The organism is Burkholderia sp. NRF60-BP8, assembly GCF_001522585.2.
GTDB lineage: Bacteria > Pseudomonadota > Gammaproteobacteria > Burkholderiales > Burkholderiaceae > Burkholderia.
Genome location: NZ_CP013373.1, coordinates 1659887 through 1679647, shown reverse-complemented (window position 1 = coordinate 1679647; position 19761 = coordinate 1659887). Strand labels below are relative to the sequence as shown.

General features: G+C 66.7%; 23 protein-coding genes. 10 read left to right on the top strand and 13 right to left on the bottom strand.

Going from position 1 to position 19761, the window contains the following annotated elements; all coding sequences use genetic code 11:
• Positions 1-738 (top strand): DUF2939 domain-containing protein, encoded by a 738-nt coding sequence (locus tag WS54_RS21210; RefSeq protein WP_059785622.1) that lies wholly within the window; start codon positions 1-3, stop codon positions 736-738.
• Between the two features lie 87 nt (positions 739-825).
• Here the strand turns inward: WS54_RS21210 and WS54_RS21205 are convergent, their stop codons facing one another.
• Positions 826-1323 carry a universal stress protein gene (locus tag WS54_RS21205; RefSeq protein WP_034207245.1) on the bottom strand — a complete coding sequence of 166 codons (498 nt, stop codon included), beginning with the start codon at positions 1321-1323 and terminating at the stop codon, positions 826-828.
• 331 nt (positions 1324-1654) lie between these two features.
• On the opposite strand from WS54_RS21205, the gene nodI reads away from it, so the two are divergent.
• Positions 1655-2569: a nodulation factor ABC transporter ATP-binding protein NodI gene (nodI, locus tag WS54_RS21200; protein ID WP_059785619.1), complete on the top strand. Its 915-nt coding sequence runs from the start codon at positions 1655-1657 to the stop codon at positions 2567-2569.
• Positions 2570-2575: 6 nt separating this feature from the next.
• Positions 2576-3409: an ABC transporter permease gene (locus tag WS54_RS21195; protein WP_059785617.1), complete on the top strand. Its 834-nt coding sequence runs from the start codon at positions 2576-2578 to the stop codon at positions 3407-3409.
• Positions 3410-3446: 37 nt separating this feature from the next.
• On the opposite strand, the gene WS54_RS21190 is transcribed toward WS54_RS21195, so the two are convergent.
• The 4 genes from WS54_RS21190 to WS54_RS21175 form a co-directional block, all read right to left on the bottom strand.
• The gene (locus WS54_RS21190; RefSeq protein WP_034207242.1) at positions 3447-3869 is read right to left on the bottom strand and encodes a hypothetical protein; all 423 of its coding nucleotides are present in this window, start codon (positions 3867-3869) and stop codon (positions 3447-3449) included.
• A gap of 101 nt (positions 3870-3970) precedes the next feature.
• A complete protein-coding gene (locus tag WS54_RS21185; protein ID WP_059785615.1) occupies positions 3971-5029 on the bottom strand; it encodes a permease in 1059 nt (352 codons plus the stop codon).
• Positions 5026-6156 (bottom strand): tRNA 2-selenouridine(34) synthase MnmH, encoded by a 1131-nt coding sequence (gene mnmH / locus WS54_RS21180; RefSeq protein ID WP_059785612.1) that lies wholly within the window; start codon positions 6154-6156, stop codon positions 5026-5028. The genes WS54_RS21185 and mnmH overlap by 4 nt, the downstream gene beginning before the upstream one ends.
• A 64-nt stretch (positions 6157-6220) precedes the next feature.
• The gene (locus tag WS54_RS21175) at positions 6221-7174 is read right to left on the bottom strand and encodes a LysR substrate-binding domain-containing protein (protein WP_059785609.1); all 954 of its coding nucleotides are present in this window, start codon (positions 7172-7174) and stop codon (positions 6221-6223) included.
• A gap of 162 nt (positions 7175-7336) precedes the next feature.
• On the opposite strand from WS54_RS21175, the gene WS54_RS21170 reads away from it, so the two are divergent.
• Together WS54_RS21170 and WS54_RS21165 are read left to right on the top strand one after the other, a co-directional pair.
• Positions 7337-8758 carry a M20 family metallopeptidase gene (locus WS54_RS21170; protein ID WP_059785606.1) on the top strand — a complete coding sequence of 474 codons (1422 nt, stop codon included), beginning with the start codon at positions 7337-7339 and terminating at the stop codon, positions 8756-8758.
• A gap of 34 nt (positions 8759-8792) precedes the next feature.
• Complete coding sequence (locus WS54_RS21165) at positions 8793-10079, top strand: MFS transporter (RefSeq protein ID WP_059785604.1); 1287 nt, start codon at positions 8793-8795, stop codon at positions 10077-10079.
• Between the two features lie 77 nt (positions 10080-10156).
• Here WS54_RS21165 and WS54_RS21160 read toward each other — a convergent pair whose 3' ends face one another.
• Both WS54_RS21160 and WS54_RS21155 read right to left on the bottom strand, forming a co-directional pair.
• A complete protein-coding gene (locus WS54_RS21160) occupies positions 10157-11209 on the bottom strand; it encodes an NADP(H)-dependent aldo-keto reductase (RefSeq protein WP_059785601.1) in 1053 nt (350 codons plus the stop codon).
• A gap of 149 nt (positions 11210-11358) precedes the next feature.
• Positions 11359-11796: a PaaI family thioesterase gene (locus tag WS54_RS21155; RefSeq protein WP_006484216.1), complete on the bottom strand. Its 438-nt coding sequence runs from the start codon at positions 11794-11796 to the stop codon at positions 11359-11361.
• A gap of 187 nt (positions 11797-11983) precedes the next feature.
• On the opposite strand from WS54_RS21155, the gene WS54_RS21150 reads away from it, so the two are divergent.
• Positions 11984-12472, top strand: a complete 489-nt coding sequence (locus tag WS54_RS21150; RefSeq protein WP_034207235.1) for a winged helix-turn-helix transcriptional regulator — start codon at positions 11984-11986, stop codon at positions 12470-12472.
• A 349-nt stretch (positions 12473-12821) separates the two neighbouring features.
• Positions 12822-13445 carry a phospholipase D family nuclease gene (locus WS54_RS21145; RefSeq protein ID WP_027784365.1) on the top strand — a complete coding sequence of 208 codons (624 nt, stop codon included), beginning with the start codon at positions 12822-12824 and terminating at the stop codon, positions 13443-13445.
• Positions 13446-13595: 150 nt separating this feature from the next.
• Here the strand turns inward: WS54_RS21145 and WS54_RS21140 are convergent, their stop codons facing one another.
• Positions 13596-13823, bottom strand: coding sequence for a hypothetical protein (locus WS54_RS21140; RefSeq protein ID WP_059785598.1), 228 nt, complete (start codon positions 13821-13823; stop codon positions 13596-13598).
• Between the two features lie 264 nt (positions 13824-14087).
• Here WS54_RS21140 and WS54_RS21135 point away from each other — a divergent pair, with 264 nt between their 5' ends.
• Positions 14088-15059 carry a GGDEF domain-containing protein gene (locus WS54_RS21135; protein ID WP_059785594.1) on the top strand — a complete coding sequence of 324 codons (972 nt, stop codon included), beginning with the start codon at positions 14088-14090 and terminating at the stop codon, positions 15057-15059.
• A gap of 78 nt (positions 15060-15137) precedes the next feature.
• Here WS54_RS21135 and WS54_RS21130 read toward each other — a convergent pair whose 3' ends face one another.
• From WS54_RS21130 to WS54_RS21115, 4 genes are all read right to left on the bottom strand, one after another.
• Positions 15138-15611, bottom strand: a complete 474-nt coding sequence (locus WS54_RS21130) for a VOC family protein (RefSeq protein ID WP_059785590.1) — start codon at positions 15609-15611, stop codon at positions 15138-15140.
• A gap of 162 nt (positions 15612-15773) precedes the next feature.
• Positions 15774-16310, bottom strand: a complete 537-nt coding sequence (locus WS54_RS21125) for a hypothetical protein (RefSeq protein ID WP_059785586.1) — start codon at positions 16308-16310, stop codon at positions 15774-15776.
• A 103-nt stretch (positions 16311-16413) separates the two neighbouring features.
• Positions 16414-16662 carry a hypothetical protein gene (locus tag WS54_RS34470; protein WP_082725185.1) on the bottom strand — a complete coding sequence of 83 codons (249 nt, stop codon included), beginning with the start codon at positions 16660-16662 and terminating at the stop codon, positions 16414-16416.
• A 40-nt stretch (positions 16663-16702) separates the two neighbouring features.
• On the bottom strand, positions 16703-17011 hold the full coding sequence (locus WS54_RS21115) for a hypothetical protein (protein WP_034207896.1): 309 nt from the start codon (positions 17009-17011) through the stop codon (positions 16703-16705).
• A 183-nt stretch (positions 17012-17194) separates the two neighbouring features.
• On the opposite strand from WS54_RS21115, the gene WS54_RS21110 reads away from it, so the two are divergent.
• Entirely contained in the window at positions 17195-17938 is a 744-nt protein-coding gene (locus WS54_RS21110; RefSeq protein WP_059785582.1) for a DUF695 domain-containing protein, read from the top strand.
• 666 nt (positions 17939-18604) lie between these two features.
• Here the strand turns inward: WS54_RS21110 and WS54_RS21105 are convergent.
• Positions 18605-19000 (bottom strand): hypothetical protein, encoded by a 396-nt coding sequence (locus WS54_RS21105; protein WP_059785579.1) that lies wholly within the window; start codon positions 18998-19000, stop codon positions 18605-18607.
• A 287-nt stretch (positions 19001-19287) separates the two neighbouring features.
• Between WS54_RS21105 and WS54_RS21100 the strand changes: the two genes are divergently transcribed.
• Positions 19288-19752, top strand: coding sequence for a plasmid fertility inhibition factor family protein (locus tag WS54_RS21100; protein WP_059785576.1), 465 nt, complete (start codon positions 19288-19290; stop codon positions 19750-19752).
• Positions 19753-19761 lie beyond the last annotated feature (9 nt).

Below are 19761 nucleotides of genomic sequence, written 5' to 3'. Positions count from 1 at the left end.
GTGACTGGATCGTCGCGCCGCGCACGGCGCCTCAAGCCCCTGCTGATCGTCGTGCTGATCGTCGCCGTCATTGCGACGCTCGGCTATGCGTACGCGTCGCCGTATGTCGCGCTCGGTCGCCTGAAATCGGCCATCGATGCGCGTGATGCACAGGCGATCAGCGAATATGTCGACTTTCCGTCGCTGCGCATCAGCCTGAAGCAGCAAGTCACGGAAGAATTGATGCGCCGGATCGACGCCGTGAAGAAAAACAATCCGTTCGCGGTGCTCGGCGCGCTGATCGGGTCTGCGCTGATCGGCCCGCTGGTGGATGCGTACGCGACCCCGGAGGGTGTCGCCGCACTGATGAGCGGATTGCCGCCGCGCGGCAATCCGGGCGAGCGTCCGCCCGAATGGTCAAACCGGCCGCCAGCAGGCAATGCACCCGGCAACACGCCTGCCGCACCACCTGCCCATCCTGCGCCGGCAAGTGCCGGCGCACCGGGCGGCAACACGGCCGCTTCGGCGGCATCGGCATCGGCATCGGCATCGGCACCGGCACCCGCGCCCGCCGCACCGGCCAGCCCGAGCGAAGCAGCGCCAGCGCCGCACCAGCAGCAAACCAGCGCGGGCTACCGAAATATCGATGAATTCGTCGTGACGTATCAGCGCAGCGCCGACGGCACGCGTTATGCGGCGATCTTCCACCGCTTCGGGCTGTTCTCGTGGAAATTGTCCGGCATCGACCTGCATGCGTAGCAGGCCGCGATCAACGCGCGCACTACCGATGCCGTGCGCCGCCTGACCGGCATGCATCGCCGGTCAGGCGGCCATCCGGCCTTTAGATCATTTGCCGCTCGCGAGGGTTGCTTCACGCTCGCGCGCGATTTCGGCCTTCTGCTCTTCCGCCGACGAACACGCCACCAGAATGCTGCAGTTCACGCGATCGAGCAGTTGCGTGTTGCCCGACCCCATCCACCATCTCGACAATCCGCTGCGGCACCGGTGGCCGACGACGACGAGATCGACCTTCAGCTCCGACGCGAGATTCGCGATTTCGTCGATCGGATAACCGAACGCGAAATGGCCTTCGGCCTGGACGCCGCGCTCGCGCAGCCAGTTCACGCCTTCCTGCAGGATTTCGCGCGCGGTTTCCTCGAAGCGCCCGCATGCGACATCGGTCAGCAAGCCTGCGCTTTGCGCAATACTCGAACGCATGTCGACGACCGACAGCAAATGCGTTTCGGCCTTCAGGTCCATTGCGAGATTGGCGCCGCAACGCAGCGCCTTGCGCCCTTCGAGCGTGCCGTCGTAGCACAGCAAAATCTTGTTGTAGCTAGCCATGGAGCCTCCCTATCGCGACAACGAGCCTACGCATTCATCATGGTGCGCCGCAATTCAGGACGCAAGGGATGGAAAACGCTGATTCGCCCCGCGCGGCGCGTGCGCGATGATGCGGTGCACGATCGGTGCGCACCTGCATCGCACCGTGCAGGCATGCGCTGAAGCGATGCAGCCGATGCACTAGAATGGCCCGTTCCATCTGGAGCGGATCGCGTCGCACCGGCGTCGTATGCTTCGGCCATGCCCATGTGACACGCATTCGCGCGATCCGTTCGCCGGCCCGCCACGCAACCGGCAACGGAACGTATCCGCATACAACGACAACCCGCCCATGTCCGTCGTACCGATCGATTTCCGCAACGTCGAAAAGCACTATGGCGACAAGCTCGTCGTCGACGGTCTGTCCTTCAACGTGAAGGCCGGCGAATGCTACGGCCTGCTCGGGCCGAATGGCGCCGGCAAGACCACGACGCTGAAGATGCTGCTCGGCCTCGCGCATCCCGATGCAGGCACCATTTCGCTGTGCGGCGAACCGGTTCCATCGCGTGCGCGACATGCGCGCCGGCGGGTCGGCGTCGTCCCGCAGTTCGACAACCTCGACCCCGACTTCACGGTCCGGGAAAACCTGCTCGTGTTCAGCCGCTATTTCGGGATGTCGGCGCAGGCCGCGCGCGCACTCGTGCCGCCGCTGCTCGAATTCGCGAAGCTCGAGAACAAGGCCGATGCGAAAGTCGGCGAGCTGTCGGGCGGCATGAAGCGCCGCCTCACGCTCGCCCGCGCGCTCGTCAACGATCCCGATGTGCTGGTGCTCGACGAACCGACGACGGGCCTCGACCCTCAGGCGCGGCACCTGATGTGGGAGCGGCTGCGCTCGCTGCTCGCGCGCGGCAAGACGATCCTGATCACCACGCATTTCATGGAGGAAGCCGAGCGCCTGTGCGATCGGCTGTGCGTGATCGAGGAAGGCCGCAAGATCGCCGAAGGTGCGCCGCACGCGCTGATCGAATCGGAAATCGGTTGCGACGTGATCGAGATCTACGGGCCCGATCCGGCCGCGCTGCGCGACGAGTTGTCCGCATTCGCGAAGCACACCGAGATCAGCGGCGAGACGCTATTCTGCTATGTGACCGACCCCGAACCGGTCAGCGCACGACTCAAGGGCCGTCCGGGGCTGCGCTATCTGCATCGCCCGGCCAATCTGGAGGATGTGTTCCTGCGGCTCACGGGCCGCGAGATGCAGGATTGATCGACCATGGACGTCCGTCACTATTCCGCTACCACGCCATCGGCCCCGCCGCGCGAATCGCGCCTCGCGATAGCGATGCCGGCGAACGCCAGCAACTGGATCGCCGTGTGGCGGCGCAACTATCTCGTGTGGCGCAAGCTCGCGCTCGCATCGATGTTCGGCAATCTCGCCGATCCGATGATCTATCTGTTCGGGCTGGGTTTCGGGCTCGGCCTGATGCTCGGCCACGTCGACGGCGTGTCGTACATCGCGTTCCTCGCGGCCGGCACGGTCGGCTCGAGCGTGATGATGTCCGCGAGCTTCGAATCGATGTATTCGGGTTTCTCGCGGATGCACGTGCAGCGCACGTGGGAAGCGATCATGCATACGCCGCTCGCACTCGGCGACATCGTGCTCGGCGAGATCGTCTGGGCGGCCAGCAAGGCGATGTTGTCGGGCGGCGCGATCATGCTCGTCGCGGGCGGGCTCGGCTACGCGCAGTTTCCGTCGATGCTCGCGGTGCTGCCCGTGATCGCGCTGGCCGGCCTTGCGTTCGCGAGCCTCGCGATGATCGTCACGGCGCTCGCACCGTCGTACGATTTCTTCATGTTCTATCAGACGCTCGTGCTGACGCCGATGCTGCTGCTCTCGGGCGTGTTCTTCCCGATCGCGCAGTTGCCGCCGCTCGCGCAGCACGCGGCCCAGGCGCTGCCGCTCGCGAACGCGGTCGAGCTGATCCGCCCTGCGATGCTCGGCCGGCCGGCGACCGACATCGCGTTGCACGTCGCGGTGCTCGCCGGCTATGCGATCGGTGGGTTCCTGCTGTCCGCGTGGCTGTTCCGGCGGCGGATGATGCGCTGACGGCCGGCGCACCGGCCGCCGGCTTCATGCGACGACGTTACTCGTCGTCGTCGCTCCACGGAATCTCGACGTCGGTCAGGAACGCGACGGTCGCGAGCGGTCCGCCTTCCTGGCGACCGAGCTTGCCGTCCGCGCGATGCCATTCGACGCGGAACTGCGTACCGGGATCGTCGGCCAGCAGATAGACCGTGCGCAGCTCTTCCTTGTCGGCTTCGTCCACCGGGCCGTCGAACGACACCAGCATCTTCTGCGGCCAGAGGCCGTTGACGGGATCGTAAATCCGATCGCCTTGCGGAATGTCGATGCTGGCCTCGACACCGATCGTTGCGGAGGCCTCGATGATCATCGTGCCGAGTGCCTGCAGCACGGCAGTCGCCCGCGCGGAATTGGCCTGGCGGATCGCGAGATCGCCGCGCGTCAGCGCCTTTTCGAGTCGAGGATGGATCTTCGGTTGGGTCATGCGTTTTCCTGTTTGCTTCTTGTAAAAGGCGCCGCACACGTGAAGCGGCGGCGCCGGATGAATACGGCGATGGCGCGCGACGGGCGCGCCGTTTGCGTGCGTCAGAACCCGAACGCGATCGCGAGCAAGCCGCTCGCGATCCCGAACACGACGACGAGCGCCGCGACGATCGCCAGCATGTAGGGCTTGAACGACCGCGCGAGCATCGCGAGCGACGGCACGCTGATCGGCGGCAGCGTCATCAGCAGCGCGGCGGCCGGGCCGACACCCATGCCGAGCGACAGCATCGCCTGGATGATCGGCACCTCGCCGGCCGTCGGGATCACGAACAGCATGCCCGCGACCGCGAACGCGACGATCCAGCCGAGATGATTGCCGATGTCCGGGCCGATATGCGGGAACAGCCATGCGCGTGCGGCGCCGAGCAGCAGCACGAGCACGATGTATTCGGGCACGAGCCGCACGGCCATGCGCGCGAGCAGTTTCATCCAGCGGACGAACGGATTGCCGGCCGCGGCTTGCTCGGCCGCCAGCGCGGCGAGCTGCGCATCGTCGATGCCGCGGTCTTCGGGACGTGCGATGCGGTTCAGCAGATAGCCGATCCCGAACACCATCGCGATGCCGAGCACGATGCGCAGCGCGCTCCAGTGCCAGCCGAGCACGAAGCCCATGAACACCAGCGCCGCCGGGTTCAGCACCGTATTGCCGAGCCAGAACGCGACCGCGCCGCCCGGCGACGCATGGCGCGCACGCAGGCCCGCCACGACCGGCGCCGCGCAGCACGTGCACATCATCCCGGGCAGCGACAGCAGCCCGCCCGCGGCGACGCTGCCGAATCCCGTGCGGCCGAGCACGCGCGCCACCCAGTGCGCAGGCAGCAGCGCCTGCACGGCCGAGCCGAGCAGCAGGCCGAGCACCATCGCCTGCCAGATCGCCTTGCCGTACGCCCACGCATAGTCGAGCGCCGCCTTCAGCGACGGTTCGGGCGCGGCCGCGGACGTGCCCATCAGGATCGACTGCCCGATCGAATGGTGCTCGGCGGCAACGAACGCCTTGTTGTAATACGGGAACCATTTCACATAGAACAGGCCTGCGACCGCGATCAGCAGGAAGGTCATCCAGCCGAGCGCCGGAGTGGGTTGGGTGCGTGTGGTCGTCATCGTGCGGTGGTCGTCGATTGGTCTTTGTCGGTTTCGGATGTCGCGCCGGCAGCAAGCGCGGCCGATGCCGGCAATCCGGCTCGCGCGAGTTCGGCCAGCAGCCTGCGCGCCTGATCGCGCACGTCGGCTGCGTTGGGCCGGAACGTGAACGTCAGCGCCCGGTTCGGCTTGTTGTACGTCGCGCGGTAAGTGCGCGCATAGGCGGGATCGTAATGCTTGTCGATCAATTCGGTGAACAAATCGGCCCGCGCGCCGGCATCGATCAGCCCCTTCCAGCGCGTCACCTCTTCGCGGCTGTGCAGGCCGATCAGCCGATGTAGCTGCGCCTTGAACGCATCGGGTTCGTCGAACAGATGCGCGTAATCGTCGAGCAGGAACGCGATCCGCTCGTCGTGGGCCGCCTCGACCTGCACCCACGGCCCCGCGTGAAATGCATCGACCAGCGCGATCGGCAACTGCACGAGGCCGATCCGGCGGCTTTCCGACTCGACGAACACCGGCCATTCGGGGTCGAAACGCCCGAGCGTCTCGACGAGCCCCGAATCGAACCCCTTTTGCGCCGGCTGCGGCTTGCCCGGCAGCGCGCCGAGCAGCGAGCCGCGATGGCATGCGAGCGCTTCGAGATCGAGCGTCTGCGCGCCCACGTCGCGCAGCGCGTTCAGCAGGCGCGTCTTGCCGCAGCCGGTATGGCCGACGAGCGCGATGTAGCGAAAGCGCGTCGGCAGCGAATCGAGCGTCGCGCACACCGACTGGCGGTACGCCTTGTAGCCGCCGTCGAGCTGGCGCGCCTTCCAGCCGATCAGGTTGAACCAGGTCGTCATCGAGCCCGAGCGCTTGCCGCCGCGCCAGCAATAGATCAGCGGCCGCCAGTTGCGCGGCCGGTCGGCGAACGTCGTATCGAGATGGCGCGCGATGTTGCGCGCGACGATCGCCGCGCCGACGCGCGTCGCCTCGTACGGCGATACCTGGCGGTACATCGTGCCGACGAGCACGCGCTCTTCGTTGCTAAGCACGGGCGCGTTCAGCGCGCCGGGAATATGGTCCTCGGCGAACTCGAGCGGCGTGCGCACGTCGATGATCTCGTCGAACTCGCCGGCGCGATCGAGGGTGACAATCAGATTCTTCAATTTGGCGTCGAACAGGGGCGATACGGCTCGGGGAGCCGCACGGGCACGGAAGGCGGATTGACGATTATCTCACGGGCCGGCGTCCCGAGCCTCGCGCGGCGGTCGGCGGCGGCGAGGCGGCCTGCATCGCGTCGATCAGATGGTCGCGGAACGCGCGCACCGACGCGGGCAGATCGCGCCCCGCCATCGTCTGCACCTGGATGCTGCGTTCGCGCAATTGCGGGTTCGTCACGGGCACGACGACGAAGCCGTCCGCCTCGGAGCGATCGCGCACCGACAACAGCCCGGTGAACATCACCGCGCCCGTGCGCCGCGCGTAGCCGTACATCGCCGCGGTGTTGTTGCTCGTCAGTTCGGGCTCGAGCAGCAACCCGTCGAGCGCGCACGCGATGTCGATCAACTGGCGCACCGTCGTGCCGGCCTCGGGCAGCACGTGCGCGTGCCGCGCGACGTCGGCGAGCGACACCGCCTCGCGCGCCGCGAGCGGATGATCGTGCCGGACCAGCGCAAAGACCGGCGCGCGCTCGGTGTGGTCGACGCGCACGCCCTTCTCCGGCGCGAGGCTGAAGGTCAATGCGATGTCCGCATCGCCGTCGCGCACGCGCCGGGTCGCGTCCGCCGGCGACACGACCCACACGATGAAATCGACGCCCGGGTGGCGCGCCTTGAAGCTCGCGAGCACGCCGGGCAGGAAATCGATCGCGAACCCCTCCGAGCACGCGATCTTCAGCAGGCTGCCGTGCAGCGCGTCGAGCCCGCCGATGTCCTTCATCACGTGCTCGGCCTCCAGCAGGCTGCGCTGCGCGAACGCCAGCAGCCGCTCGCCGGCCTCCGACAGCGCCATCCCGCGCGGTCGCCGCTCGAACAGCGGCGCGCCGAGCTCGCTCTCCAGCTTCGCGATCTGACGGCTGATCGCCGACACGGCCACGTGCAGCCGCGCGGACGCGTCGCTGATCGAGCCGGTACGCGCCACCTCGACGAAATATCGCAACGCCAGACCATGCAGGAAAGCCGCCATCGTTCTGTCTCCGCGCCGCATCCGGTCGCGCTGCTTTGCCTTTTCGGCAAAGAAAGGTTCGAAATTCGATCATTGTGACAAAAAAACCGGCTTTCTAGAATCGATCGCACTTCACGTTGCGAGCACGGCCCGCGCGCAGCGAACCCTCGGAGGAGACACGATTTGAGCCGTACCGCCGCCATCCAGCACGCACTGAACCAGTTCGAATCCGGTGCATTCTTCACGACCCTGAGCCGCCGCGTCGGCCTGCGCACCGAAAGCCAGGAAAGCGGCAGCGGCGCCGCGCTGCGCGCCTACCTGACCGACGAGATCGCGCCCGAGGCCGCCCGCCTCGGTTTCACGTCGCGAATCGTCGACAACCCGGTCGACGGCGGCGGCCCGTTCCTGCTCGCGTCGCGCCACGAAGACGACGCGCTGCCGACCGTGCTGATCTACGGCCACGGCGACGTCGTGCGCGGCTACGACGCGCAGTGGCGCGCGCCGCTGTCGCCGTGGACGCTGACGGCCGACGGCGACCGCTGGTACGGCCGCGGCAGCGCCGACAACAAGGGGCAGCACTCGATCAACCTGGCCGCGCTGGCGAGCGTGCTCGATGCGCGCGGCGGCCGGCTCGGCTTCAACGCGAAGCTGCTGATCGAGATGGGCGAGGAAACCGGGTCGCCTGGCCTCGACGTGCTGTGCCGCCGGGAGCGCGACGCGCTCGCGGCCGACGTGCTGATCGCGTCCGACGGCCCGCGCATCGCCGCCGCGCGCCCGACGGTATTCCTCGGCTCGCGCGGCGCGGTCAACTTCAAGCTGAGCCTGCGCGCCCGCGACGGCGCGCATCACTCCGGCAACTGGGGCGGACTGCTGCGCAATCCGGCGATCGTGCTCGCGCATGCGCTCGCGAGCCTCGTCGACGCGCGCGGCGCGATTCGCGTCGCGGGGCTGCGCCCGCCGCCGATCCCGGCTGCCGTGCGCGACGCGCTCGCCGATCTCACCGTCGGCGGCGGCCCCGGCGACCCGGCGCTCGACGCCGACTGGGGCGAGCCCGGCCTGTCCGCCGCCGAGCGCGTATTCGGCTGGAACACGTTCGAGATTCTCGCGTTCAAGGCCGGCAACCCGGAGCATCCCGTCAACGCGATCCCGCCCGCCGCGTATGCGCACTGCCAGTTGCGCTTCGTCGTCGGCACCGACTGGGAAGCGCTGCATGCGCATCTGCGCGCGCATCTCGATGCGCACGGCTTCACCGACATCGAGATCGACGTCGAACGCGGCGCACCGGCGACGCGCGTGCCGCCGGACGATCCGTGGGTCCGCTGGGCCGTCGCGTCGCTCGCGCGCACCACCGGCAAGAAGCCCGCGATCCTGCCGAATCTCGGCGGCACGCTGCCGAACGAGGTGTTTGCCGACACGCTCGGGCTGCCGACGCTGTGGGTGCCGCACTCGTACCCGGCGTGCTCGCAGCACGCGCCCGACGAGCATCTGCTCGCGAGCGTCGTCAGCGAGGGGCTGCAGATGATGGCCGGCCTCTTCTGGGATCTCGGCGACGACGCGCCGCCCGTTCGCCGCGCGGCAGCCGCCGCAGCCGGCGCCGCCCTGTAACGCGCTTCGCCCCTTTCACGGGACTGCACACACGATGAATACGACCACCCTGACCTCGCAGGACGCCGCGCGCCCCAGCGCCGCGAAGATCCGCCGCATCATCTTCGCGGCGTCGATCGGCAACGCGCTCGAATGGTTCGACCTGATCGTCTACGGCTTCTTCGCGGTCACGATCGCCAAGCTGTTCTTCCCCGCCACGAGCGAAGCGACGTCGCTGATGCTGACGCTCGGCACGTTCGGGCTGTCCTACCTGATTCGGCCGATCGGCGGCTTCGTGCTCGGCGCGTACGCGGACCGCGCGGGCCGCAAGGCGTCGCTGCTGCTGTCGATCGCGATGATGATGGCCGGCACGCTGCTGATCGCGCTGATGCCGACCTACGCGTCGATCGGCATTCTCGCGCCGCTCGGGATCATGCTGTCGCGGCTGATGCAGGGCTTTTCCGCGGGCGGGGAATTCGCGAGTTCGACCGCGTTTCTCGTCGAGCATGCGCCGCAGCGGCGCGGCTTCATGTCGAGCTGGCAGTTCGCGAGCCAAGGCCTCGCGACGTTGCTCGCGTCGGGCTTCGGCGCGCTGCTGACGGCCACGCTGAGTTCCGCGCAACTCGAAAGCTGGGGCTGGCGCGTGCCGTTCCTGTTCGGCCTCGCGATCGGCCCGGTCGGGCTGTACATCCGCCGCTACGTCGACGAAGGCGTCGAATTCAAGACGCAGGCGCGCTCCGACGCGCCGGTGCGTGAGCTGTTCGCGCACCAGAAGTTGCGGCTGCTGTTGTCGATCGGCGCGCTCGTGATCTCGACCGCGATCAACTACATGATCCTGTACATGCCGACCTACGCGATCAAGCAGCTCGGGCTGCCGGCCTCGACGGGATTCGCGGCGACGCTCGCGACCGGCTTCGTGCTGACGCTCGTCACGCCGGTCGTCGGCCATCTGTCCGACCGCACCGGGCGGATCCGCATGATGGCGGTCGCCGCCGTGCTGATGCTCGTGACCGTGTGGCCGACGTTCGCATGGCTCACACGCCACGCGTCGTTCGCGACGATGCTCGCCGCACTGGTGTGGATCGGTGCGCTCAAGGCGATGTATTGCGGCGCGCTGCCGGCGCTGATGGCCGAACTGTTCCCGTCGCAAACCCGCGCCACCGGGCTCGCGGTCAGCTACAACACCGGCGTCACGCTGTTCGGCGGCTTCGCGCCGTTCGTCATCACCTGGCTGATCGACGCGACCGGCAACCGGCTGTCGCCGGCGCTCTATCTGATCGGGTGCGCGCTGCTGAGCCTCGCCGCGCTGTTCGTCGCGCGCACGCGGCTGAAGATGCGCTGACGCGAGAAACGGCGGCGCAGCCATGCACCGCCGACACGGCCCGTCGCGGCATCGCTGCCGCGCGGGACGCGCGCCGTTTACGGCGCCGGATTCGGCTGCCGTTCGTGCAATGCGTCGATCTCGGCGAGGATCTCGTCGGACAGCGTCACGTCGATGCTGCCGATGTTCTCCTTCAACTGTTCGAGCGACGTCGCGCCGACCAGATTGCTGCGCACGAACGGGCGGCTGTTGACGAACGCGAGCGCCAGTTGCGCGGGCGACAGCCCGTGACGCCGCGCGAGCGCGACGTAACGCGACGTCGCCTCGACGGCCTGCGGCTTGCTGTAGCGCTGGAAGCGTTCGAACAGCGTGATGCGCGCGCCGGCCGGACGCGCGCCGTTCTCGTACTTGCCGGACAGCCAGCCGAACGCGAGCGGCGAATACGCGAGCAGGCCGACGCCGTCGCGATGCGTGAATTCCGACAGCCCGTTTTCGAACGTGCGGTTCAGCAGGCTGTACGGATTCTGGATGCTCGCGATGCGCGGCAACCCGAGCCGCTCGGCCGCGCGCAGGAACTGCGCGACACCCCACGGCGTTTCGTTCGACACGCCGATCGCGCGCACCTTGCCGGCCTTCACGAATTCCGCGAGCACGCCGAGCGTTTCCTCGATCGGCACCGTGTACGCGTCGTCGACCCACGGATACGCGGGACGGCCGAACGTGGTCGTGCTGCGATCGGGCCAGTGCAGTTGGTAGAGATCGACGTAGTCGGTCTGCAGGCGCTTGAGGCTGCCGTCGAGCGCTTCGGTCAGGTTCTTGCGGTCGAACTGGTTGCCCTCGCCGCGAATGTGGCGCGGATTGTGCGGCTGCCGCGCCGGCCCCGCGATCTTCGTCGCGAGCACGATGCGATCGCGCTGCGCGCGATGCTGCGCGATCCAGGTGCCGATGTATTGCTCGGTGCGGCCCTGCGTGTCGGGCTTCGGCGGCACCGGATACATCTCCGCGGCGTCGATCAGCGTCACGCCCTGCCCGAGCGCATAGTCGATCTGCTCGTGCGCGTCGCGCTCCGAATTCTGCTCGCCCCACGTCATCGTGCCGAGACCGATCAGGCTGACCTCGATGCCCGAATCGCCGAGTGTGCGGTATTCCATGCTGTTCCTGTCGCGTCGGTGGAAAGCAGGAACGCTATCACATCGAAGCGGTTGCTTCAGGCGGGCGCCGCGCACGCTTACAAGCGGCTTTTGGGCGGCCCGGCGCGCTCACGCGCCTGCTGCCCGGACGACGGTGCGGCCGCCCGCCGTCACTGCGGCCGCTGGATGAAGCAGGTCGCGGACGCATGCGCGACGATCTTGTCGTCCGGCGTCTTCAGCGTGCCCTCCGCGACGCCCAGCGAACGCGACAGGTGAATCACACGCCCTTCCGCGATCAGGTCGACGTCGCGCGGCACGGGCCGCAGCATCTTCACGTGCAGATCGACGGTACCGTAACCGACGCCCGCGTCGAGCATCGAATGCACCGCGCACCCGGTGACGGAATCGAGCACCGTCGCGGCGAACCCGCCGTGCACGCCGCCCAGCGGATTCAGGTGGCGGCCGTCCGCCCGCGCCGAAAACTTCACGTAGCCGAGCTCGACGTCGAGCGGACGCATTGGGATCGTCTCCGAAATCGACGCAAGAGGCGCGTCGCCCGACACGGCGGCACGCAGCAGATCCAGGCCAGACAGGGAAAGCGGATTCATCGGGTTGTCTCCGGGTTGAAAGCGCGTCGCCGCGCGAGTAAGTTCTAAATTGGAACTCATTATTGGCAGCGACACCGGTCGTTGTCAACGCGGCTGCGCCCATTGCGACCGAAGGCGGGTTCTATAATCGAACCCGCTATGTCGCTGAACCGCCGCAAGACCGCCGCAAGAGGCAAGAGACTCGACGATGAAATGGGATGACATCGGCACGCTGAACTGTTCGGTCGCGCGCACGCTCGCCGTGCTCGGCGACCGCTGGACCATGCTGATCCTGCGCAACGCCTTCCTCGGCTGCCGCCGCTTCGATGCATTCCAGGCCCAGCTCGGCCTGACGCGCCACGTGCTGGCCGAACGGCTGGCGCGGCTCGTCGACGAAGGCGTGCTCGTCAAGCGCGCGTATCAGGAACGCCCGCCGCGCTTCGAATACCGGCTGACGGAAAAAGGCCGCGACCTCTACCCGGCGCTGCTCGCGCTGATGGCATGGGGCGATCGCTGGAAGGACGACGGCCAGGGGCCGCCGGTGCAATTGCGACACCGGACCTGCGGCCAGCTGATGCACGCGGTGACCGTATGCTCGGCCTGTGGCGAGCCGCTCGACGCGCACGACGTGCAGCCCGAGCCTGGACCAGGATGGGTCGCGCCCGACGAGGCCGACGCGTCTGCCGCCACGGATTGACGATGCATTGCGCGCGGATGTCCGTCAGACGCGCCCATTGCACGCACGCTTCGGCGACAGGCCGCATGGGGGGCGAGCCCGCCCGACCGAGGGCACGCATTGTTCGCACACGCGTATCCTGCAACGGCGAATGCAATCGCATGCCATCGCCGGCGCTGTCCGCTGTCCGTTGACCACTGTCCGTTGACCGCCCCGCTCGCATACACGAGTTGCACAACGCAACTTCGCGTCACCCTCACCGCCCCTGCCGATCACCGCGCGGCCCCTCGCTTCGCATCCGTACGTGACCGGGCCGCCACGCGTGCGTTACACTCACGGCCCGCTGTCTCGAAATTATTCGCTGTCCAAGATGTTGTCGCGCAATCGCCTCGCTGCCGCCTGTCTCGCCGCTTCCCTGCTCGCCACACCCTTCGCCGCCTTCGGCAAGACGCAAAGCGAATCGCTGCTCCAGCAAGCGATCGATCTCGTGTCGCGATGGTTGCCGGCCCCCACTCACGAAGCACCCGCGACGCAGGTCGTCGAATCGGCGTTCTCGCCCGACGGCGGCGCCGAAGCGCTCGTGCTGAAAGCGATCGGGGCGGCGCGCAGCTCGATCCGGGTCGCCGCCTACTCGTTCACGTCGCCGCCCGTCGCGCGCGCACTGCTTGCCGCCAAGCGCCGCGGCGTGAATGTCGCGGTGGTCGTCGACGACAAGGGCAACCGCGCGAAGAGCAGCAAGCAGGCGCTGAACCTGCTCGTCAACGCGGGCATCCCGACGCGCACGATCGACGCCTATGCGATCCATCACGACAAGTACCTCGTGATCGACGCCGAGCACGTCGAAACGGGTTCGTTCAACTACAGCGCGTCGGCGGCCAGCCGCAATTCCGAGAACGTCGTCGTGGTCTGGAACAATCCGCAACTCGCGTCGCGCTACCTCACGCACTGGCAAAGCCGCTTCGACCAGGGCACGCCGTACCGCTCCAGCTACTGACGCGCGACACGCGCGTTCGCCCGGCGCTCGACCGTTCGCAATTTTGCCGCCGCGTGACAGATGATCGGCGAGCATCGCGCGATGTTCAATTCGGCCAGATGGCCAGCATGCCGGCTCACGAAGCGCCCATCACGCACGACGCCGCCACGTTCAATGGATTTCGGGCAACCGCCCGGTCGCTGCGCCGGCATGCGCGCCCGACACGCAGCGGTTCGCGTGCCCGTCCGCATCGCTCGCCGAATTCGCCGGCAAGCCGTGCTCGTCCATCGGCAGCACGCTGCGCACGCATCCGGTGCTGAACATCAGCGTGTTCTGAACCAGCGGGTAAAGGAGATACAGCGCAAACGCGAGATAGCCCGCGTACAGAATTCGAACCATGGTGCGATGGGATGCGATGAACGATTGGACTCGTCCTGTTTACGGCATCGCGACGCACACCTTGAGGTATCGCTTGTGGGACTCCGTATCGGAACGAAACACGGGCCGATGACACCCGCTTCTCACGGCATCTTCGCCGGCACTCACGCGGCCGGCCGCCGCAGCCGCAAGACGGGCAGCGTGGCGATGCATCGAGGAATGCGCGATACTTGCTCGACGTACGATCCATGACCGGCCCGACGGCCGGGACAAGAGACAAGGCCCATGCAAATCGCACCGAAACCGACCGACGAGGCGGCCCGGCTCGATACGCTTCGTTCGCTCTCGATCCTCGATACACCGCCCGAAGAACGCTTCGACCGCCTGACGCGTCTCGCGCGACGGCTGTTCGACGTACCGATCGCCCTCGTCAGCCTCGTCGACGAGAATCGCCAGTGGTTCAAGAGTCATGCGGGACTCGACGCCACGCAGACGCCGCGCGACGTGTCGTTCTGCGCGCATGCGCTGCTCGCGGGCGATACGATGGTGATCCAGGATGCACTGAACGACGATCGCTTCCACGACAACCCCCTCGTCACCGGCATGCCCGGCATCCGCTTCTACGCGGGCCGGCCGCTCACCGCACCGAACGGCGCCCCCATCGGCACGCTATGCCTGATCGACACGCGGCCCCGCTCGCTCGAACCCGACGAACTCGCACTCCTCGGCGACCTCGCCCACATGACCGAGCGCGAGATCGCCGCACTGCATTTCGCGACCACCGACGAGCTCACCCAGTTGACGAACCGGCGCGGCTTCGAGATTCTCGCCCGCCATGTGCTGAGCCTGTGCGATCGCGTCGGCCGTCACGCCGTGCTGCTGTTCTTCGACCTGAACGATTTCAAGGCGATCAACGATCGCTTCGGCCATGCCGAAGGCGATCGCGCGCTGAAGGCGTTCGCCGAAACGTTGACGGACGCGCTGCGCGACAGCGACGTCATCGCGCGACTCGGCGGCGACGAGTTCGTCGCGCTGTTGAGCGCCACCGATCCGGCCGACGTCGCCGAGCCCGTCGAACGCGTGACGCAGGCGCTCGCGCAGCGCAATGCCGCCGATGCTCGCGGCTACGCGATCCGTTTCAGCGTCGGACACGTTGCGTACGATCCCGCACGCCATCGCACCGTCGCCGACCTGCTCGCATCGGCCGATCGCCGGATGTACGAACACAAGCAGCGCGGCAAGACGGCCGGCGCATGACCGCGAACGAGCCGGGCCGGCGTGGCGCAATCCGGCTGCCGCGCCGTCGCTCGGCCGCGGTCGTGCCGGGACGTCGGTTCAGCTTCCGCACGGCGGCGCACTAGCCATTGCGTCCGCGATCTGCTCGGGCGTCAGGTCGCGCTGATGCGTCGCCAGCGACCAGCGATGCCCGAACGGATCCTCGACCTGCCCGTAACGATCGCCCCAGAACATGTCGGCGGCGGGAATCGTGATCGTCGCACCGGCCTCGACCGCCTTCGCGATCGCTGCATCGGTGTCCGGCACGTACAGATGCAGACAGACGGGTGTGCCTTTCAGCGCCTTCGGGCCCAGTGCACCGTGCTCGGGCATTTCATCCACCAGCATCAGCGTCGAATCGCCGATCGCAAGGCACGCATGCGCGAGCCGGCCGTCGGGCATCGCGAGGCGAAACTGTTCGGTCGCGCCGAATGCACGCGTGTAGAAGTCGATGGCTGCGGCCGCGCCTGCACAGATCAGATGCGGGGTCAGCGTGCGCATCCCTTCCGGGATCGGCTTGACGGACGTGGACATGGTGTCGCTCCTTCAGTCGGTTGTCGTATCGAAAATCGGGACGGACGCGCGATGCGCACGCCTCCGATGCTACGACGGACGACTCCCACGGAAATCGACACGACATACGGAATTTTTTGTTCGGCTGAGCCACCGGGTGCACCGGGCGCCCCCCGGGCCTCGTCAGCCGGTTCGCGCAGCCTGCTCGTCCGGCTCGCCGAACCGGCGGCGGCAGGCCTCCAGCAACTCGGCCACCGCGTCGAGCGGAAGATCGACGAACCGGGCGATCGGCAGCATCACGCCACCCGGCACCTTCGTGCGCGACGAATGAACGGAGAACTGATAGCCGATGTAATGATGACCGGCGACGCGGACGATCCGGAATTCCGTAACGTCACGCCACCGCGTGACAGGCTTTTCGCGGGCGGAGCCGATCAGCCGGAAGCCCGTCTCGTCGATCTGCAGCGCCATCTTGCGCCGCGACGAGACGAACAACGCGGCGCTGGACAGCCCCAGCAGCGCGGCCAGCGCCCCCACCGGCCAGAGCGTCGGGGCGGCCACATAACCGCACAGGCTCGCCGCAGCCAGCCCCGCGCACGCGATCGCCCTGCTTTTCAGGCTTCGGCCGTCGACTGCCAGCGTGATCGGCAACGAGCCGGTGATCGTTCCCGCGACGGGATCGACGTGCCAGCCGGAATCCGTCGTTTCGCGTATGTTCATTGCACGCTGGCCCGTGTCGACGGCCGCCGCGCCAGCGACGCGGGCGACATGCCGGGATTCCGGTCACGTTTGCGCGAATCACGCGCGATTGCGCCGACGTCGGTCAATTGCATACCTTGACCGTGCCGTTGGTCGTACATTGACCGACGGCCCAGTGGCTCTGTCCCGCCAGATGAGGCGCGAGGCCCATGCCGCGGATCGGCGCGGCCGGCGGCGAAGACGCGGGGACGGTCGCCGACGCGGTCTCGGGCGACGGTTGCACGGGCGACGGCCCTGACGCGGTCTGACAGGCGGCAAGCGCCGAACAAAGCGCGAATGCCAGCGAGGCGATGGCGGATCTGGGCATGGTCATGGGCGCGTTCGCGCGATTCGTTTCGGGGACCGGCTCGCCGTCAGATTTGCGGCAGATCGCGCAACGTGCGCGACTCGCTGGTTGCATCGATGTCGAGCTCGATGCCTTCGGACGCATCGCGATACAGCACGCGCTTCAGCCTGGGCCCGATTGCAGTGGTGTCCGATGCCGAGAAGATCGCGCGGACATCGCTGCCGGACGCGAGTGCGCGCGCCACGTCCGCCACCGGGGCCTCGCTGGGCGCCGCCGCCCACGAGCGATCGACCGGGTTCACGGCCGCCCAGCGCACGTGCGTCACGCGCGCGCTGCGCGGATCGATTCGGACACCATTCACCGCAAACGTCGACATCGGCATCTCCTTTGAGTTCTTGCGGCCCGCCGCATGCATGCTGCGGGCTGCGAACGGCCCGGACCTCGCCTGCGCGGCGTGCACGGCCCGCGATCATCTGCGCGGCTCCGGCCAACGCGATTTTCGATGATACATTGGGACGCTTTGCATCCGTCAACAGACAATCGTGTACGGGAGAAACACATGAGCGACGCCTGGGGAACCTTCCCTGCCAGAATGGGCGACCATCAGGCTTTCATCAGCTTCAACCACGACTTTGCGGAAATCGCGGATGGCGATCCGCGCACGTCGCTGCTCAGCGTGCGCGTTCCCTTCGCGCATCCGTCGCCCGACGGTCTGCCGACCGGCGACGAATTCGACGATCTCGCAAAGATCGAGGACCTGCTCGACGCCGCGATCGCCGCGAAGGACGGCGTGCAAGTCGGCCGCATCACCGTCGACGGCAACCGCGATTTTCTTTTCTACGTGCCGTTCGACGAAGCGGCGGCCGCGGAGATCGTCGACTCGCTGGCCGACCAGACGACCTATGCGCTTCAGTACGCCCATCAGGACGACCCGGACAAGACGACGTACTGGCAGACGCTCTACCCGACCGACGACGACTGGCAGATCATGCGCGACATGCGCACGCTGGAGGCGCTGCGGCAGCAAGGCGACGTCCCCGACGTGAGCCGGCGCGTGATGCACTGGGCGTACTTCCCCGACCCGAGCGACGCACACCAGTTCGCGGACTGGGCCGAAGCGAAAGGCTATCCGGTCGAATCGGTCGCGCCGACCGAAGACGGCAAGTCGGCGGTGCGGTTTTCGCACGAAGGGACGATGGCCCTCGCCGATATCACGCGCCATACGATCGCGCTCAATCGCGAGGTGCGCGCACTCGGCGGCAATTACGATGGATGGGAAACCAGCGTCGAACAGGCGGGCTGAGCGGCGCGCGATGCGACGTCACGCATGCGACAAAAAACATCCCGGCAGCGTTGTTGCGCGCTGCCGGGATCAAGGCATCGCCGGCAAAGACCGGCAATGGGCCTGAGGGTTCGCTCAGGCACGAGGAAAGCAATTCGTACGGATCGGGCGAACGGATGTCGGAGTGCGAACGCGTGCCGTCGCGCAGTCCGCCGAACGCCTGTCCGGTTCCGCCGACGCAACTTTCCGGCGTCGGGGGGCAAAAAGCCCCCGCTCCTGCGCGAGCGAGCGGGGAAATGGTTGACCGGGCCGGGGAAGAACGGTCAACCGGTCAAATTGTGATCTCGGGTCGCGCGGCGGTCTGTGCGGCAACTCACCCTTTAGTGACAACGCGACGGCAACCGGCATGCTCGCGTGCCGGCGAATACCGTCATGATTCAAGCGCGACGCACTGCTTGCCGGCCTCGTCGACGAAAAGCCGGGAGACAGCGTTCGTCTTTTCATTCCGGCGTTTTATTTTTTAATCAAGTCGATTTTTCAGGCCAAAAAGCGCAGCTTCCGGTAAATCGCAAGTATTGTCAAAGCAGGATTATTCTATTTTTTTCGCACGATGCGATTTCCGCCTCGTTTTTTCGCGCGGGATTTCTTGCGCGCAATGATCTGCGTCATGAAAATACGAGTTCGTCGCTACAACGAGCCGTTGGAAAACCAGTCGGCAACCAGATCGATCCAGTCGAGATTGCTGACGATTTCAATAGCAGCGCCGCCGACGATGTCGGCTGCCGACGAATCTGCCGCCACCGCGCCGGTTGCTCCCGCGCTCACCTTCGCAATCGCAGTCGATGCGACGGGCCTCGGATCGGCAAGCCGCTCCAGCCAGTCGACGATATTGGCGCGCGCGTCCACCTCGTCGGCGAAATCGTTTCGCTCGAGAAAACGATCGAATACGATCCATGCGAGCGTCTTGCTTCGCACCTCGGATTCGAGTTGCCTGTCGACGACGACGGTACGGCCGGACTCGGCGATTTCGAGCGTCGCCGTGAAGCAGTAATCCAGATATTCGATCTCGAGTTTCGACGACATGGCTTCTTCGCTCAATGCGCTCTCTCATTTTTCACGATGTCCGGCGTGCTTCGCGACACCGTGTGAATCTTGCGTGAATTTCGCGCAGGGCTTCATTCTCGCTGGCAGTATTGCGATATTCTCGCAACCTGTCGATATGGATCGTCAACCCATGATCGTTCCCATTCTTTTTGTCGATTGAGCCGTAAGTCGCTCCATTTTCCTATTTTTGGTATCGAACTGCTGTACAGCCGTCCGCGCTGCTAAACTCGAATCACGAGGGCCGCTTGCGCCACCAGGGGAAATCAATGACGCTCGCTCACGCACGACAAGGCGGCGTAGATGTCTGGATCGTCCAGCTTCCCGGGCACGCGCCCTATGCCTACACGCACCTCAAGCGGGTATTTTCGTCCGACGACTCTCGACATCGGGTCGTGACGGTCGACTTGAAGAAACTGCTGACCTGCGCCGACCGCGACACCACCGACTATGTGCTGCCGTCGGTTCAGTATTGGGCACCCGGCAAGGCCGCGGGCATTCGCGAATTCCTCGATCCGGACCGGGACCGGATTCCGGACATGCCGTTCATCACGTTTCGCGAGATGAGAACGCGAACGCTGCTCGGCATTCCCGGCCTGTCGAAAATCGGCGTCGCGTCGTTCCGTAACGGCCAGCATCGTGCGCGCTATCTCGCCTATGCCGGTGCGACGATCTTGCCTGTCGAAATCCACGAAACCGAAGCCGATTTGCTTGTCCGGTATTGCGGCGAATGATCGCGCAGT